Annotated in this window: 10 protein-coding genes; 7 read left to right on the top strand and 3 right to left on the bottom strand. The window is 34.6% G+C overall.

Annotation, left to right across the window (positions count from 1 at the left end):
* Positions 1-18: 18 nt before the first annotated feature.
* Positions 19-822, top strand: a complete 804-nt coding sequence (locus H4J56_RS08675; RefSeq protein WP_182259184.1) for a TraI domain-containing protein — start codon at positions 19-21, stop codon at positions 820-822.
* Positions 823-932: 110 nt separating this feature from the next.
* On the opposite strand, the gene H4J56_RS08680 is transcribed toward H4J56_RS08675, so the two are convergent.
* A complete protein-coding gene (locus tag H4J56_RS08680) occupies positions 933-1,853 on the bottom strand; it encodes a YeeE/YedE thiosulfate transporter family protein (RefSeq protein ID WP_182259185.1) in 921 nt (306 codons plus the stop codon).
* 696 nt (positions 1,854-2,549) lie between these two features.
* On the opposite strand from H4J56_RS08680, the gene dptF reads away from it, so the two are divergent.
* From dptF to H4J56_RS08715, 6 genes are read left to right on the top strand one after another with little or no spacing between them, the layout of a single operon-like run.
* Positions 2,550-4,145: a DNA phosphorothioation-dependent restriction protein DptF gene (dptF, locus tag H4J56_RS08685; protein WP_182259186.1), complete on the top strand. Its 1,596-nt coding sequence runs from the start codon at positions 2,550-2,552 to the stop codon at positions 4,143-4,145.
* A 1-nt stretch (position 4,146) separates the two neighbouring features.
* Positions 4,147-5,475, top strand: a complete 1,329-nt coding sequence (gene dptG, locus H4J56_RS08690) for a DNA phosphorothioation-dependent restriction protein DptG (protein ID WP_182259187.1) — start codon at positions 4,147-4,149, stop codon at positions 5,473-5,475.
* The gene (gene dptH, locus H4J56_RS19660; RefSeq protein WP_259368175.1) at positions 5,456-12,340 is read left to right on the top strand and encodes a DNA phosphorothioation-dependent restriction protein DptH; all 6,885 of its coding nucleotides are present in this window, start codon (positions 5,456-5,458) and stop codon (positions 12,338-12,340) included. Before dptG ends, dptH begins: the two co-directional genes overlap by 20 nt.
* Positions 12,330-13,199 (top strand): phosphorothioated DNA-binding restriction endonuclease, encoded by an 870-nt coding sequence (locus H4J56_RS08705; protein ID WP_182259188.1) that lies wholly within the window; start codon positions 12,330-12,332, stop codon positions 13,197-13,199. Before dptH ends, H4J56_RS08705 begins: the two co-directional genes overlap by 11 nt.
* A gap of 60 nt (positions 13,200-13,259) precedes the next feature.
* Positions 13,260-13,907 (top strand): hypothetical protein, encoded by a 648-nt coding sequence (locus tag H4J56_RS08710; protein ID WP_182259189.1) that lies wholly within the window; start codon positions 13,260-13,262, stop codon positions 13,905-13,907.
* Positions 13,900-15,120, top strand: a complete 1,221-nt coding sequence (locus tag H4J56_RS08715; RefSeq protein ID WP_182259190.1) for a DGQHR domain-containing protein — start codon at positions 13,900-13,902, stop codon at positions 15,118-15,120. The genes H4J56_RS08710 and H4J56_RS08715 overlap by 8 nt, the downstream gene beginning before the upstream one ends.
* A gap of 64 nt (positions 15,121-15,184) precedes the next feature.
* On the opposite strand, the gene dndE is transcribed toward H4J56_RS08715, so the two are convergent.
* On the bottom strand, positions 15,185-15,538 hold the full coding sequence (gene dndE / locus H4J56_RS08720; RefSeq protein WP_182259191.1) for a DNA sulfur modification protein DndE: 354 nt from the start codon (positions 15,536-15,538) through the stop codon (positions 15,185-15,187).
* Positions 15,538-17,559, bottom strand: a complete 2,022-nt coding sequence (dndD, locus tag H4J56_RS08725; RefSeq protein WP_182259192.1) for a DNA sulfur modification protein DndD — start codon at positions 17,557-17,559, stop codon at positions 15,538-15,540. The genes dndE and dndD overlap by 1 nt, the downstream gene beginning before the upstream one ends.
* Position 17,560 lies beyond the last annotated feature (1 nt).

Genomic DNA, 17,560 nt, shown 5'->3' on the forward strand with positions numbered 1-17,560 from the left:
TTAACACAAAAGGAACGTATGATGAAAAATGTTTGTAATACAATTGCTAGTTTATTAAATAAAAGAAGAGATATTAAACGAGACATACGTAATAAATCTTTACCCTGGTCTATATCACTAAGTTTAGGAGCTAAAAACGATATAAAGGATATTATTTTAGAAAATAAAATTTACATAACTAAGGCGAGACAATATTTACCTTTCAATAATAATGAATTTAATCGGTTCGTTTTACCTATTATTGAATATATTGCAAAATATTATCTTTATTTACCTTCATGCAATGATCATCATAGACATGCTGGTGGTGCATTTTTGCATTCAATTCATTCTGCTTTATATACTGCATCTTTAATTGAACGTAGCTCAGAGATTTACAGAGATATAGATGGAGAATATCGTCGTATGTACGAAAGTACTAGTCCTTTAGCTGTGTTTATATTTGCTTTATTACATGATACGGGCAAATACATCACTGACCATGAAGTTTATGTATGTGACAAAAAGGGAACTATTGACCAAAATATAAAGTCTTGGGACCCTACTAAAGAAACGATCCATGATTGGCTAAAAATAAATAAAGTCCAATATTATAGGGTGCAGAATAGCCCAAAATGTATAGCTAATAAATATAAAATACATACCCTAACTTCATTATCTAAATTAGATCATATTTTAGACACCTTTAGTCATCCAAAGTTATTAAAAGATCAGCTTTACATGATGCATAAGAATTTTGGTGATGGGTTAACTCAAGAAATGTTGAAATTTGTTGAGGTAGGGAGGATGCTATCTATAAAGTTTTACATGGACTCACATTAATTTTTAACCATACAGGAGTAAAATTTATGGCAATGATAGAATAAGATATAGTTAAACTGAGGCTGTAACGAAATCAGAACCAACAGAGATTTTGTCATAGCCTCTTTTAATCACTGTTTTAAACTCTTAATTGCATATATTTCACGAATGTATAACCCACTCCAGATACCTATTAGCATCCCCAAAATAGCAGTTATACCCCCAGGAGATAGCGTGGGTAAAGCTAGTAATAATTGAGAGTCATTCCCACCTAACGCTAGTGATGCACCTATCCCCATGCAGGCACCAGCCATTAAATGTAGAAGCCATTGCTTCCAGTCAGACTTTACTATTTTAAACCTTTTCGAACGCCAAGCGGCGGTTAACATACCAGCTATCAAAGATAAAAATACAAAGTAACTCTCCATTGGAGGCCATAAAGTTTTATCAGCGCTTGTTAAAGCATGGCTAATTTTTTGTAAAAGTCCAGATGGAGTCCACTTATCGTCAAAGAGAAACACAAAACCACCAATGAGGCCTATTGTCATCATTGTTAGCCAAAGTTTTGTTCGCTTTTTATCACCGTTAAAAGCCCAAATTAATAATGCAATTGATATTGAAACAAGTATTCCTAACGTGATATTTTTAGATAATAATAATTTTATGTGAGTTGTAGTTGGACTCCATTGAGCTAAAATAGACCAACCTATTATCCAACCGGTAATAGTGAAAATCATTTTAGAATCACCTCGAGATAATTTACTTAATGTCGAAACACCACAGCCCTGATTGAATGCAGTACCTAAGCCAAAAATAATTCCACCAATTACAAACCAACTATTTACTTCATAGGTTTTAAAGTTAGTATGGATACCGAAATAATTAGCATAAAGCATAGCAACCCAAGCCAAAACACCACTGAATAATATGGCTAACAGAAACTCTGGCTTGCCATTTTTGCATTCGTTAACACCTCTAACCATACACAAACCAATAGATTGAGCGAGATAGCCAATAGTGCAAACTAGTATTAACGCAATCGGTAGTAACATTACATATTTCCAGTAATTTATTATTTAAATAGAGTATGGACCACAGTTACTTCTAATTCATAAAATACATCATATATTTTAAGGCGTTAATATGTTTTCACTACTTAAACGAGTCGCAATATAAAAATACAAATAGATTAGCTAAGGAATAGGGTGACAATGAAATCATGTTATCAGTGGAACTAAGATAAAAAATTCTAACCGTTTATAATGTTTTTACTTTCGTACTAGGTAAAGACAGTTAATTTTTTTAGCATCAATTATCCCTTTATTTATCTAGCTCATTAGTACTGAAACACAAATAGATTTAATGTTAATTTTTTAGTGTTGTGGTTATATGCTTTCGTTTGAAAGACATGTTAAACCAAAAATAATAGCACTAGCTTGATAGATTTCGATACGCTTGAACAATCCACATTTATAATAATCAATCTCTTTTTTCACTAAAATATACTCTAAGTCATTTTTTAATTAATAATTTCATTAAGTTATGCAAGTTGCAATTGACAATTTGTTGCAAGTAAAGCATTCTTGATTTCGCATAATGTATCTTAATGTATTGTGTTAGTTTTAGAAGTGTTATGGAAAACAAAATATTACTATTTAATTTACCATTTTGATCTCTTAATTCTTTCATCTTTCATTACACATAAACATTTCAAGTTTTTGTAGCTCATTTTTTAGGATGAAAAATTAATGCAAGAGTCATTAAATTTAAGAAAAGTACTCTCAGTACTTTCAAAATCTTCGCCATATGCGGTTTCAACAGATAGGGCTGAAACTGTATCAGCTTCCTTAGATGATGTTAAAAAATACCTCTATATCCAAACTGATATCGAACAAGACTTTCTCAAAGAACTATCGAGCCTCTCTTCTAATAAACAGAAAATTATTTTCTTATGTGGCAGTAGTGGCGATGGAAAATCAGAAATATTAACTAAATATTGCCACAAATTTAGTAACAGGGCTGATTTTCACCTTGATGCAACGCATAGTTTTAAACCAAATGATTCGGCAATAGAAACCCTAGATAAAGTATTCCAAGATTTTAGTGAAGGGAATAAACCGTTAGTTGTCGGTATTAACATCGGTATGTTAGGCAATTATGCAGAAGAAGGTAATCACGATAAAATTAAGCAATCTATAAAAGGCTTTTTAGATGGCGACATTTCACAAGATGATTATGTTTATCTAAATTTCGAAAAATACCCCAAATTTGAATTACAGCAAAGTGGCCATTCATCAAAGTTTGCCAAACAATTGTTGCAGAGAATCTGTGCTGTAGAAAACAATATTATTCGTCAGTATTTTGATAAAGAATTAGCGTCATCGAAAATAGATAGAAGGCTTTGTGCTAACTATGAGTTGCTCTGCGTTAACGAAGTACAAGACGTCATTGTTGATTTGTTATTTAAAGCTAGGTTAATCAAAGATCAATTTTTAACAGCAAGATCACTTCTAGATTTCATCTTTCATTTACTTGCTGGACCAGGTTACTTAGCTGATAACTTATTTGTTGATTGTGATAATGAACTGGTAAGTAAAATTGCAGAGTTTGATCCAGCAAATACACGATCTAGAGTAGTTGATAAATTTATCTTGTCACATAGCTTAAAGTTACCAGATGAAAGATTCGATCAATTCCTAACAGACTTAACTGCAAAAGGCGTTCGTAAAGGCCAGAAATCAGAAAGCTATTTACGACTATTTTATATATTAAGAAATGCTGAGTTTTCCAATAATTATCACAGTGAATTTAAAGCAGATTTCCATGAGCAGCTTATTGATAAATATTCGTCTATTTGGCATTTGCATACCGCCTATGAAGGTTTTCCTGAACAGCGTTCAGCTATAAAAGCTTTTTATAAAGATATCGCTATTACTGCAATTCACAAATATAACAATCGAAATGCCCCAAATTTAAATAAGGGTGAGTTTTTTATATGTGAGCGAAATGGTTACCAGCTAGCAGCACATATAGATTTAAAAGCAGATTTGAATTTTATTATTGGTTATATGGAAGAGCAGGTTTCGCAATTTCGCATGTACTTTAAAATAGCTGATGAGACTATTTTTATTGACGCCAATATAAACTTATTGCACTTAATGCAACGCATAGTTGATGGTTATCGTCCTAACAAACATGACAAAAACACTGTAGTGATCCTTGATGAAATAGTAGATAGCATTGCAGAAGTAGCTAACAGCGCTAATACCTTGTATATCCTGCGTAATGACCAGCGAATTAAGATATCAAATGATGGCGAAGACTTTGAAGTGAGTGGATTATAAAATGACGCTACTAAGACCAGATTTACCTAAAACTGTGGCAGATGTTAGCAATAGAAATGCCTTAAATAGCTTCTTTCCCGTACGTACAAAAGACGGAACTGGTGCATTCAACTGGGACAGCGTATTAGGTCATGTTGTTAAAACTTCTTACCGTAAAGATTTAGCTATGGGAGGTATTGATGAGTTCAAACAGCGTTGTCAAAATGCCTTTTTTGCAAAACTTGATGATGATGAGTTTTGGCCTATTGTTGAAAAAATGTATTTTGAAGCAGATGATCTCTTTAAAATCGCCCCTGAGTTTTTACTATTTAAAGCACAAAAAACCTCAGGTAGTACACCAAATGCAAGACTTGGTAGTATGTTTTCTAGCTTGCTGCAAAACTTCTTCTTTAGCGACAAACCTTCTATAAAATTAAATTTTATAGAAGAAGAGCTTTATAAAGAATTTAATAACTATCTTACTGTAGGCAAATCAAAAGACACAATAGTTAAAACAGCTAATGAAGCGCCTTATTTGCCTTTTTTAGCAAAACACTTTCAACAAGACCTATCGTTTTTAGGCAAAAGACCAAAATACTTACTTAGTGTATTTAAAGATTTTTTGCGCCTTTATACTTTCCTTTATACCTCGCAGTTAGCAATGAATATTAAAGACTGGCGATCTGGTGAGCCTAAAGCCAAACCAACGTACTTTATTCTAGATAATGAAAAAGCCAGTGATGAACGTACTATGGTGCATGAGTTTGGCTATAAACCAATGCAATCAGCCTTATGCAATATATTCCCATATCTTTCCATGAATGAAGGACTGCAAATACCTAAAACTAAGATGCAGCCTCTTTGGGCAGTAGCTGAGTCAGTAACTGAATTTCCTGAAACGGCTGAATGGTTAAATAGCTATGCCCAAGTGTTTAAAGAAGAGCGTGGATTAAAGCTTGCATTAGAAAGCTCAGATGATCCTTTATCTGGCCTGCAATCATTACTTAACTTGTCAGTTAATCAATTCTCTCGTGGTGAATCACGTCACGATATTAATGTGAAATATGTTCGCACCATTGAAACCGAATTGTGTGGTCACTTTATTCAGAGCCGTGGCAGAGCCGGTAGAGTACTAGTATTTAATCAAGATTATTTAGTACTACTGACTAATTTAGCTATTGGTGAATTAGACCGCTTAAGATTTAATGAATTGATCAAAGCCTTTGAATCCAGAGGTGTATATTTTGATAAACAAAGCCAACAAGCGCTAATCGAGTTTTATGAACGTATTGGTAATGTTGAACGTATGAGTGATAGTGGAGATGCAGTTTATGTCAACAAAACAATTTGAGACCTTTCTAACTGAACATTTCCTTAAAGAAAGTGCTGATAGAATACAAGCAGGGTACCGTTATCAGTTCCAGTCACCAGACAATAAAAATAGTAAAAAGCTTCATCAAGCTTTTATTGCGCTATCGCAATCTACTATTAACGTTAAAGGCATTGCAATTAATGTGCTGACTTGTGGTCAAGTAAACTTAATTCCGGTATTGCATAATGAAAACGGTGAAGGTTTCTCAGAAAATTTTATATCCCATTTACGCGATGAAGTTGCAGGGCAGCAGGGGGAATTAAAAGGTACGGCGTTGCTTGTTATACATAACAGTATGCTCGATACCTTAATTAATTCAGCTGAAGATGTCGCACAACCGGGCTGTGTTTGGCATGTAGAAATTATTAAAGAATCGATGAAGTCACTGATCAATGATCATGATGACTCCCATCAAGTTTCAGAATGCTTGCTTGAACACCGCTTCAAACAAATATTAGACGATGGCGCAACTATGTTCGGCTTTGTTGAGTTATACAAAGCATTACTCGATGGTGACCTGAAGTTTGGTGAATTAGGGCTACTTGAAGATCCCGCTATTCTGAATTGGAGTGGAAAACAAGAACAAATTAACGAGCGTTTAGACAAAAATAAAAAGCTCTATGAGAAGCTAGACTTCATCACCCATCATTTTCCAAACGAACTTGATGAAAAGTTAGCTGAAATAAATTTTAGTGAAAAATTTATCAGCAAAAATTTTGGTGGTGATAAACCAGAGCGTTGGAGAACCGAGCTAGAGTTAGGGGATTGTTTTCAAGAGCAAGCTAAAAACCTTAATAATTCTTTAGAGCTTGAAACAGAAACCTTAAAACAAGGTGAATTAATTTCCCGCAATAAGTCTGAAAGCAAAACAGGCATGCGCGACAGACAGTTAATTTTAGTATTAGAGCCAGAGCAAACAGAATTTAACCTAGAATTAAGCTTTTTAGGCGGAAGCGTCGATAAAAAACAATGCGTTATTCAACACAATAAATTAGATGATATCAGTGTTACTACTCGAGATGGTGATAAAAGAAGTAAAGTTAAAGTATTAGGACAATTCAACCAGCAGCCACTTTACTTTTCATTAATATTAAAGCGTGAAAAAACAGCAGAGCGTTTTAAATTTCGAGTTTTAGTGTTACCCGCTAATGAGTTTTACATTGACTCATTTAGACACTGTTACTTAATTGAACCCAATAAAAGCCGCATTACGCTACAAACCGAAGATAATAGTTTTTGTATTGCCGAACAGGGAAATCAGGCAAAACTTGAAGAGGTTGGTGACGTATTTGAAACGGAAACTATCAGCGAAATAGATTTTGAACAAGTTGCTAACGAATCTGATCGTTTACATTTCATTGTCAAAAGTAACAACTCAAGCTTAACCTTTAATGTGGAAGGGGCTATTGCAACTGACTCATTAACACTGCCGCTATTGTTAGATCAAGACCGCTTTGTACGCTTATATCAAAATGACTATTTTGGGACATTTAAACGCACTGAGGGTAAATTATCAAAAATTATTTTAGATAATAAAGAAGTTGCGCCCAAAGGACGAAGATTAACATTATTACAATGGGAAGCTGAGTTAGTAGATAATCAATTACTTACCCGTAAAGATGATGAAACGGCGTGTGTTTATCTTCAAAATATTGAAGGTGACTACCCTGAGCTTTACCTTGCTTACAGAAATATTTTTGACTTTTGTGTTGAGCATAAAACCTTACCAAGCATTTTAGGTTGGGGCAGTAACTTTAGAGCGTTAGTTAGTGACGTAGTTACTTCATACTTACAAGCGATTGAAGAAATTGGCATTGATATCATGTTAAGCAAAGCGCAAAAGCGTTTGGTTAATATCGGTTTTGCAAACTACAATGATGAAGAGCTACTTACACCATTTCATCCATTAAATTTAGCTTACTATCTTAACTTAGCTAATAACATAGTCGCAGACGAAGAAGGCAGTTTTAAAGGGCTACCTAAAGTCACTATTAGTAGGCTAAATGCACAAGGGTTATTACCCTTTGTTTATGACCCAGCTCATGGTTTTTCATATAATCAGCTTGAAAAAGATAATTGTTTTTGGCTTAAGTTAGTACCTCAACAAGACACTAGTTATGCTTACGTTCGCAAACTAGTTAAAGAAAAAGTAGGTGAATTTAAAGATGCTTTTTCAGCATTATTTAATGCAGGAGCCCGCTCAACCTTAATCATTAACTCGGTAAATAATCAACAAAACCACGAACTGTTTTTAGGTTTAGTCGATTACGTTAAAAACCAAAAAGACAAAGTTTGTCAAATACACGTGAACTTATACGACGACAAACTATCATTCACCGAATTTGATAAATTTGCAGAGACGGCTAGTTATGACGAAATTAAGGCGTTATATGAGTTAGACAAAGGCGCTATCCGTGAACAAGCTGACACCATCATTGACTTGTTAAGAACGCGATTAACTTACAGTAAGTTTGAAAACCGAAAAACTACCGAACAAGCTTATGCGCATTTAAGTTTCTTTAGAAACAATAACAAAGTTGAGCCAACCGACGTTAATGTAGCTGAAGAGTTAAGTGGCGTAGTTTGTCATGGTCTACTGGCTGGTGAAGCTGCTGCAAGTAAAGAAGATAGCTACTTTACTGGTTTTGGCTTAAAAGGAGTTGATACAAAAGCATTACCTCATTTACGCGTAGCTAAAAGTCTTGCGAGCTTAATTAAACCGTCGAGAAAATCGAACGAACAACATAGTTTGTCTAAATCTATGGCGTTGGCGGTTAGTGACAGTTTTAAAACATTATTAGATCGCTCATATCAAAGTTCAATATGGACAACAATCATTGATCCTAAGGTGACATTAGACTTTTTTGAAAATGCTACCGACCTAGTGCTTATTCATTATTCAGACAATTATACCAACTCAGTTAATTACGATGCCATTACGGTGAGTAAGCAAACTGAATTGTATAAAAAAGTACTAGAGCAAGACGAAGGCGGTATCACCGAAGAATTTAATGCATTTAACGGTGAATGGTTATTAAAAATGATCAAAGCTGATGGCGATGCTCGTAAAAATGAAAACGACCGTAAAGAGAAAAAAGGCATTATTGGCGCTTACAAATTTGTAAATTGCTTATTGTCTAAATCAGATATTACCTGGGTGCCATTATCAGTGGCTGAAATGATCAGAGTAGCAGGTAATATCGGTTTAAAAATGAGCGATAGTGACTTCTCTCGTAATGTTCAAGGTTATAAGTCAGGAGTTATCTCTGATGACGTCTTGTTTGTAGGCTTTAAAAATCAGCAAATATATTTGCTCCCACTTGAAGTTAAAACTGGTGTTAAACAAACCCACAATAAAGGTGTACAACAAGCGAAAGAGCTTAAACGTTACTTAACTGAAGATATACTTGGCCGACAAGACTTTGCTGGCAGCTTATATCGAGGCTTATTTATTCGTCAAGTTCTCATGCAAGTTGATAAATATAAACTGTATAACTTGTATCAAAAAGATTATTTTACGGACTTCATTAACCAACGAGAATGGTGGTTACAAGGTGATTACAGCCTTGCTGAAATTAATAACTACCCAGAGGGTTTCTTAGTATCTCACGTAGAAAACGATACGTTCTTTGAGGCTGAGTTTACTGAAGTAGAAAATATTTTAAAAATTCAGTTGCCCATTAGTTATTTACGAGGCTTTGTTAGCACGCCACTGCAAGAACTAATGCATGACGTTTGCCCCGAAAAGCTTTGTTATATTCCTAAAAAATATATTTTGAATCCTGGCGTTTCATATCAAGAAATACAATGTGATAAAAAAAATAATACCCAAATTCAAAATAGTATTAATCAAGAAACTTATACCAAAGATGTTTTGAATGAAGAGGATTGCAAAAAAGAAATATTAGTCAAAAGTGATGAATCTTTAAAGTCGTCTTCTGTTATCCAAAACACGCACGAAGGGATAGTTGAATTACCTGAAAAACAGGTGAGTCGCCGTACGTTGGTTGATGAATTAATAATACCAGATGACATTAAACTTATTATTGAACGCGTAAGAAAATATTCGGGATCACCTTTTAATGTTCAAAAATTAATGAGTGTAGAAGAATATAAACTTGAATGGCAATTGGACATTACGCCTAAAATGGTAACAAGCTTTAAAATATTCAAAGCAATGCTTAATGATGCAGTTTCAGGCTTTGGTCCATCTACAACCTTTTTTAATGAGAGTATTAATGACTCGCCTGCTCAAATTATTTCTGAGTCTACTGACGTAATCCATAATAAGTTAAACCAACCACAAGTAAATAAAACTAACATAGATAGTGATAATGATTTTGCAGAAGCGGAAATAAGTAAACTTCAACCTACAGATATTTGTGAAGGTGATTGGGATGATATCCTCGAATTTACTAATAAAAACAATCCTAAAGACGCCGTAACGCAATTAGCAGCAATTAAATTTCAAATGAATAAATTTTATGCTGTCCTTGACACTAAATTAGATGGTTATCATAAAGAAGTCGTAAAAATCAAAGAGAATGCTGATTGGTTGTACCCTGGAGATTATGAAAGTCAGCTTCAGTTTGTTCATGATGAAATTAGTAAAATCAAAAGTCCTAATGCTATTCCCGTCGCAACGGACTTAAAAACGGTTAGTACTAAAATTTCAACAATAGAGACGCATAAGCCAGCTGAGATAGATGATTCTGACTGGGAAGAAATATTATTATTTGCTAAAGAGCTAAAACAACGTAAGCAGATCGCTATAGTCGAGACAGTAAAAAAACAAGTTAGTTTTTACAATGAAATTAAAGAACTTCGGCTGAAAGAGCCACACGAACAATTAAATCAATTTGAATCAATAATTGCAGAAGCAGAAATTACTTACCCTAGTGATTATGAGAAACAATATCGCTTTATTAAAGTACAGCTTGATAACAGGTTAACGGAAAGTCCTGTGTTATCCATCCCTACTGATATACCCAAAGATATCGCTGAAAATATAGTTAAAGCGGCAAAAGAAGCTTATTTTGATGATAAAGAAATGTTTGATATTTTCATTAAAGAGCAAACAGAAGCCTTTTTAGCAATAGCTACTTTAAAACCGGCAGATATGCCTGATTGGTCCTGGGACACTTTAGTATCGCACACAGAACAAATATATATAGATGATTACTCTGGTCAGTTAAACGAAATTAAAAAACACATCAGCGCGTATATTAATATTGAAAATATGAATTTACCAGGTGCTAGGCAAAAACTTCACGACACTAAACAAGAAGCGAGAGAATTGCATCCTGGGGATTATTGCAATCAATTAAAAGTTATTCTAAACGAATGGAAAAAGCTTGAAGCTATTCACGAAGAAATGAAAGGGCAGCTTCAAGCCAAGGCCGAATTACTTGATTTAAATATTGATGGAATAAATAGGAGTGATTTAAAAGCCATTAAACGTTTCTCTGAAGATACATGTCCAGATGATTTTATTGGTCAAAAACTCGCTGTTCATGATCAGGCTGCTTATCACTTAAAAGTTCATGAAATAGTTTTTGATGAACACCCTGAGCTATTACAAGAGGTCAAAGATAATGCTGATAAACTCTCCCCTGGAGATTATGAAAGCCAATTTGATTACATTAATGAACAATTGGAAAAATTCAAACTAGAACAGATTAAAGATCAAACCACACCTGTAATTAAACCTACAGATACCTTAAAAGTATTAATTGGTCATAGCGTACAAAATGAGCAAGCTATATTGTGGGAGCCTACTAATACTGCCAAGTTCATGAATACCAACTCAGGTATTATTGGCACTATGGGTACAGGTAAAACACAATGTACTAAGTCAGTGGTAACTCAGCTTTATCGTAACCAGCATAATAATGTTGATGGTAAACCTATTGGTATTCTTATTTTTGATTATAAATCTGATTATGTTGACGATAAATTTATTGAGGCCACCCAAGGTAAGAAATTTAACTTACATAAGTTGCCTTACAACCCATTAAGCTTATTTGGTGACACACCAATGTTGCCAGTGCATACAGCTCGCGGCTTTTCAGAAACTATGGGCAGAGCCTTTGGTTTAGGTCAAAAGCAAACGCTTAAATTACGTAAGTTAATTGGTGAAGCGTATGACTTAGCCGGAATTATAAAAGGTGACCCGAGTACATGGCTTAAACCAGCGCCAACCATTGCTGATGTGTGGGCGTTATTTGAAGAAAGCGAACCAACAGAAGACTCGCTATACGCAGCACTAGAAAGCCTGCATGAGTTAGAAATATTTGAAACTGATATTACTAAATGTACTTCGCTTTATGAGCTAGTTGAAGGTATTACCGTGATAGAGCTGGCGGGTTACCCAGGTGAAATACAAAACCTAGTAGTAGCACTAACACTCGATTTGTTTTATTCACAAATGCAAAAACAAGGCAAGCCAGAAGTACAAGGTGACTTCAGACAAGTGACTAAACTACTACTGGTGGATGAAGCCGATAATTTCATGTCACAAAACTTCCCAAGCCTTCGTAAAGTGCTGAAAGAAGGCCGTGAATATGGTGTTGGCGTTATTCTGTCAACGCAAGATATAACCCATTTTAAAACCAGCGAGAATGACTATTCAGCCTATATATTAAGTTGGATCGTTCATCGTGTTGGTCAAATAAAAAATCAAGATATTAAGTCCATTTTCAACAAAGATGATAAAGCCGATCAAGAGCAATTAATGAAAACCATTCGTGAACTTGATAAGCACTACAGCCTTTATGTTGATGGTGATAAAAAAGTACAAAAAATTAAAGATAAAGCGTTTTGGGAGTTATTGAATGACACCTGATGAACTTAAAACTGCCATTTTAGGCGTAAAGTGTTGGCAGCGTAATGATCAGCGTGCACCTAATAAGCCCATAATGATGGCTTATGCATTATCCCGTTATTTAGATGGGCATGAACAATTCTTTTTATACGAAGAAAGTTTACATCAAGATGTACACGATTTACTTAAACGATTCGGACCGCAACGATCTATTTATCATCCTGAATATCCCTTTTGGCGTTTGAAAAATGATGGTTTTTGGACGGTAAATAATGATGACGAATGTAAATCTCGTAAAAGTAATACTGATCCAGCAAAATCAGAACTATATAAATATGGGGTGACTGCTGGTTTTGATGATGACGCTTTTTCAATTTTAAATGGCAATGCTCAATTAATACTTGAACTGATCGAGTCAATCTTAAGTGAGAACTTTCCTGAAAGCATCATTCCCGATATAGCCGCACAGTTAGGTATTGAACTTAATACACTCCATGTAAAAAAACGTGATCCTAACTTTAGAAAAAATGTATTACGAGCTTATAACTATCAATGTGCTGTTTGTGGTTATGACCTACGGATGGATGATGTTTCTGTTGGCCTTGAAGCTGCACACATTAAGTGGAAGCAATTTCATGGCCCATGTGATGTAAATAACGGGTTAACGTTATGTTCGTTACATCATAAGGCTTTTGATAAAGGAGCTTTTTCAATAACAGAGAATTTTAAAGTTAAATTGTCAGAGAGTCTAAATGGTGGTGAACAGGCACAGCGCTTATTTTTTGATTATGAAGATAATCAAATACGTTTACCGAAGAAGGATAACTTGATACCTAATTTAGGGTACCTAAATTGGCATCTAAAAGAAGTGTTTAAGTAGATATTACTTGGATTTAAAATTAATAATATGTACATGGAGTGAAAAATTTTGTGGGATAATTTGAAAATTGCGTTTGAAAGGTATGGTTATATTATTCGAGAGTGCCTGGAAACATTAACTGAAATGATAAATGCAAAGTTTTTCTTTTTTGCAATTGTAGCTGTGGGTATTGGTACTATGGGTATTTGGGTGCCTGTAGCATTTGAATTGAATTTAAATGAGCCTGCCTATATTTTAAAGCAGGTTGTAGTAGACAAAACTTTAGCTATAAGTGGGCAGGTAAAAGAGGTGACTTTTACTTTGAAGGATAATACGCCACTCTCCCTATATATCGAATATATTGGAGATCTCAAAGAAATAACTTTTGAAAACTTTTCTATCTTCATGTACGTAATAAGTATTTTAGGGGTAATAGCAGCAGAAAACTTTATTAAGCATCAAAAACCAAACGGTAAGGACTCAGAAGCATTACATTCATTTTCTTTATTTATTTGGTTTGTTGCATTTGTCTTGTCTTTTTGGGCACTAAAAGAACCTAAAATATTATCATGGCAGCTTATTTGTAGTTTTGGCTTAGCTGTTTCTTTGTGGTTGAGTATATCAGTGAAAAGCGACCACTTTTTAGATATAAAGAAGACAAGTAAGGAATTAAATGGTACTAAATCAGAGTCTAAGCCAAACTTTAATGGAGGAGGTCTAAGTGATTAACCTTAAAGAAAATGAGTTTCTTGCAATTAAAGTTTCTCAACCCTTTGGTGAGTTTTATAGTGTGAAACTGAATGCTGATTTTTTACTTGAGAGGTCATTCTCTAAAACAGCAGATTTTTATGGAAAAGATATTTCAGGGGGACAAAGATCTATTAGAAAAGCAAGACTTAATGAGATCAGTGATTTTATTGATAGCGATGAAGCAAGTTTCCCTAACTCAATCATTGTTGCTGCTAATTATGATGAAGATGATATAAGGGTTAGTGAAGATATTAGCTGGACTGTTACCGTGATTGATGAAAAGCTAAGTTTATATAAAATAAGAATTCCATCGGATGACAAAGTGTGTTCAATAGTTGATGGACAGCACAGACTATTTGCATTTGAACAATCCAGAGCTAAAAAAATAGAGTTAACTTGCTCTATTTACTTAGATCTAATTCCATCTCTACAAGCTTCAGTATTTGCAACAATCAACTTCAATCAAAAGCCGGTTGATAAAAGCTTAGCATATAATCTTTTTGGCTATCAGTTGGATAACCTCGAAAGCAAGCATTGGTCCCCTGATTTATTGGCTGTAAATTTGTGTAGGCATTTTGCGGAAACAGAAGGTTCATTCTTTTATTCTCATATAAATTATCGTTTGAAAACTAGGAATGTTAAACAGGGTGATTGGGTGATATCTACCGCATCTTTTGTTGATGGAGTTATTAGTTTAATTAGTAAAAAGCCTAAAGAAGATAGGTATAGTATAAATAAAAAAGAATTATTGACACTTGCAGGGAGAAAAACTTTAAGTCCAGACGCTGATTTTTCGTTAAGAAATCTCTATATAGAAGGTAATGATGAAGCTATTAGCCAGGTTATAGGTGCATTTTTTGATGCTGTACGAACTGTATTTTCTATTGATGATGACTCTAAAAATGTATTAGTTAAAACAATAGGTATTAAAGCCTTATTTTCTTTATTAAATGAAATATTACTCATAAATGAAGTCAATAAAAGATTATTAGCTTCATTTCCTGAAATGTTATCTAAAGCTACAACAATTAATTTTGATAATACTGAGTTTTATGCATCTAGTACTAAGGGGCAAACAAGGCTTTTAAATTGTTTAAAGCATAAAGTTTTAGGAGTAACACTCGAGGAATTAGAAGTTTCTCAAAGAGGTTTTGTTTTAGCTGAATATAAAGACGAACTAGATTTAGATTGAAATACTAACAGAAAGTTAGCGTATGCAAGAGCAATGAATACAGATTTTGCATACGATATTTCGTTTATATGAGGCTTTTAGAAAATTCGGAGAGCGATTTATGATTCCTTAACGCAGCAATACCATCCTCTACATGCGCAGCCCAAGCTGATTGCAGGGCTTTACCTTCCAGCTCAGGGTACTTTAATTTCAACACTTGCTCGGTAATTAACTGGGTTTCGCCGAGCCAAGTGATTTTATCTAAAACTAAAGAACCATCAAGCTTCTTCTCATCACTTTCAGTGAAAGTAAAGCCTGACTCAACTGAGCGGAAAAAGGCGATTCGAGCTGATACATTAGGCGTAATATCAGTATTACTTTTTAGCCGCTTAAGTTGCTCTTCAACGGTTTTAGTTAGTTGCATACGATTAGGTAACATTAGACAGCCTCCACGTAGTTTTCTGTGTTTTTAGGTGTATCACTTTGTTGAGTTTCCCAAAAATAGCCTTCAGCTAATTTAGATGCTTTAGTTTCACCGTTAAATTGAATCTCAAAAGCGTGAGATATGCTGTCAGCAAATTTACCTTGGGTAAAGTAGTTTTCATCAACTTCAGTATCGGTTGAAAGAATAATTACTTGATGGCTAGCATCAGGGAAGTATCGTTCTATCAATTTGTCTCTGTGATGCGAATCTAAGCGGCCTAATGGTGTATCAATAATGATAGGCAGCTTACGACCCGATGTTTTACCTAGCGCCTCTAAAATAGCAATAGCGTATATTTGCTTTTCGCCGGCAGAAAGCTCTTTACGGTTAATGGTATTTTTATGTTCGTCTATTAATTCAACATCAAACGTTGTGGTGTTTATACGTGCTGAAATTTCTAAGTCATCTTTACGGGCAAGTTTTTGATAGCTTTTTATAAATTCAGACTCAAGTTGTTTAACTCTAATTTCAGTTAACTCTTTAGCAAATTTTTCAAGTAATGAATTGGTATTCTGTGCATTGGTTACTGCTTCAGATACATTACTGGCTGTTTTATATTTGTCGTGAATTTTCTGAATGTTTTTAGCTAACTCAACAGCCTTTTCTATTTCAGACTTCGCGTCAGTGAGCTTATTATTACGCGCTAATATTGCTTTTGTTTTAGCTTCGTTTAAATCTGCTATGTCTTTAAGTTTATCAGCAACACGAGACTCATCAGGCGCACGAGCAATATTTATTGCTGCACCGTCTAAGGCAAATTCTATACTGGTAAGTTGTGACTTAAGTTGTTCAAATTCTTTACGTGATTTAGGCGCTAAAACTTCAATTTGGTGAACAATTTGGCCACGCTCTCGTTCTGATAAGTCAAGCTGTAATGCTGATCCTTCTAATGAATTTTCTGTTTTTTGATAGCTACTTAAACAGGCTTTTATCGCGCTTTCAGCACTTTGTTTGGCAGAAGGTTCACCCGATAAACTTGCTAATAATTGTGTTTTATATTTTTCAAACTCAGTAATAAAGGCCTGCTTCTGCTTTTTTTCGGCTTCGTCGTCTAACGTTTTGAGTAATCTGCTTAACGTGTTTTTTGCCAAGGTAAGCGGTAGGGCGCTTTCCATTTCTTTACGAATATTCGACTCAAGATTAGATTTAGTGAGTTGTAGCTCTTTAACTTTGGCTTCTTCTTGTGATTTTGTTTTAGCCCAAGCGCCACCTAGGCTCATCACATCGTTTTGTGCTTTTTGAATGTCGTTATTAATCGCGTTAATTGGGTTTACTAGATCATCAGCTTTATTAACAAGCGTATCGTAACTTTCTTCTCGGTCTTTTCTTTGTTGCTCTAGCTGAGCTATTTCTTTTTTAACTTTGTCTGGCATAGACTGGCTTTGATGTGGTTTTAGAAAAATGTTCAAGTCATTTTTTAAACGCTCGATAACATCAATGCCTAATAACCGACGAACAGCTGTTTGTAATACTGCGCCAGATTGATCTTCCGCTAAGTCAGCAATTTTTTCACCATCAAAAAAGAATAAATCAGCAACACCAATTGGTATTAATTCGTTTAAGAAGGCTTGGCATTGTTCATAACCTAATGCAGCTTCTTGTACTTCATTCTTGTATAGCGATAATTTGTCTTTTTGGCCTTTTTTCCAACTACGAATAACTTTATATTCGTTTTCTTCACCCTGTTGGCTATAGGTAAACACTAATTCAACGGAGGCATTATTGTGCTGCATGCCATTGCCTTTGTGAATCAACGCTGCCAATTGCTCGTGGTACTCTGTTGTGGTCATATTAAAACCAAACGCTGCACGACCATAAAGTGCGACACGAACACCGGTAAGTATTGATGTTTTACCTGCGCCGTTTAAACCACCAAATAAAATGATAGATTTATCGTCTGAGGTTGGTGCAAGGCTAATATCGTTTACGCCATTAAATACACGGAAGTTATTTAGAGTAAGGCTTTTGATTATCATC

The sequence above is a fragment of the Colwellia sp. BRX8-4 genome (assembly GCF_014077345.1).
Classification (GTDB): Bacteria; Pseudomonadota; Gammaproteobacteria; order Enterobacterales; family Alteromonadaceae; genus Colwellia_A.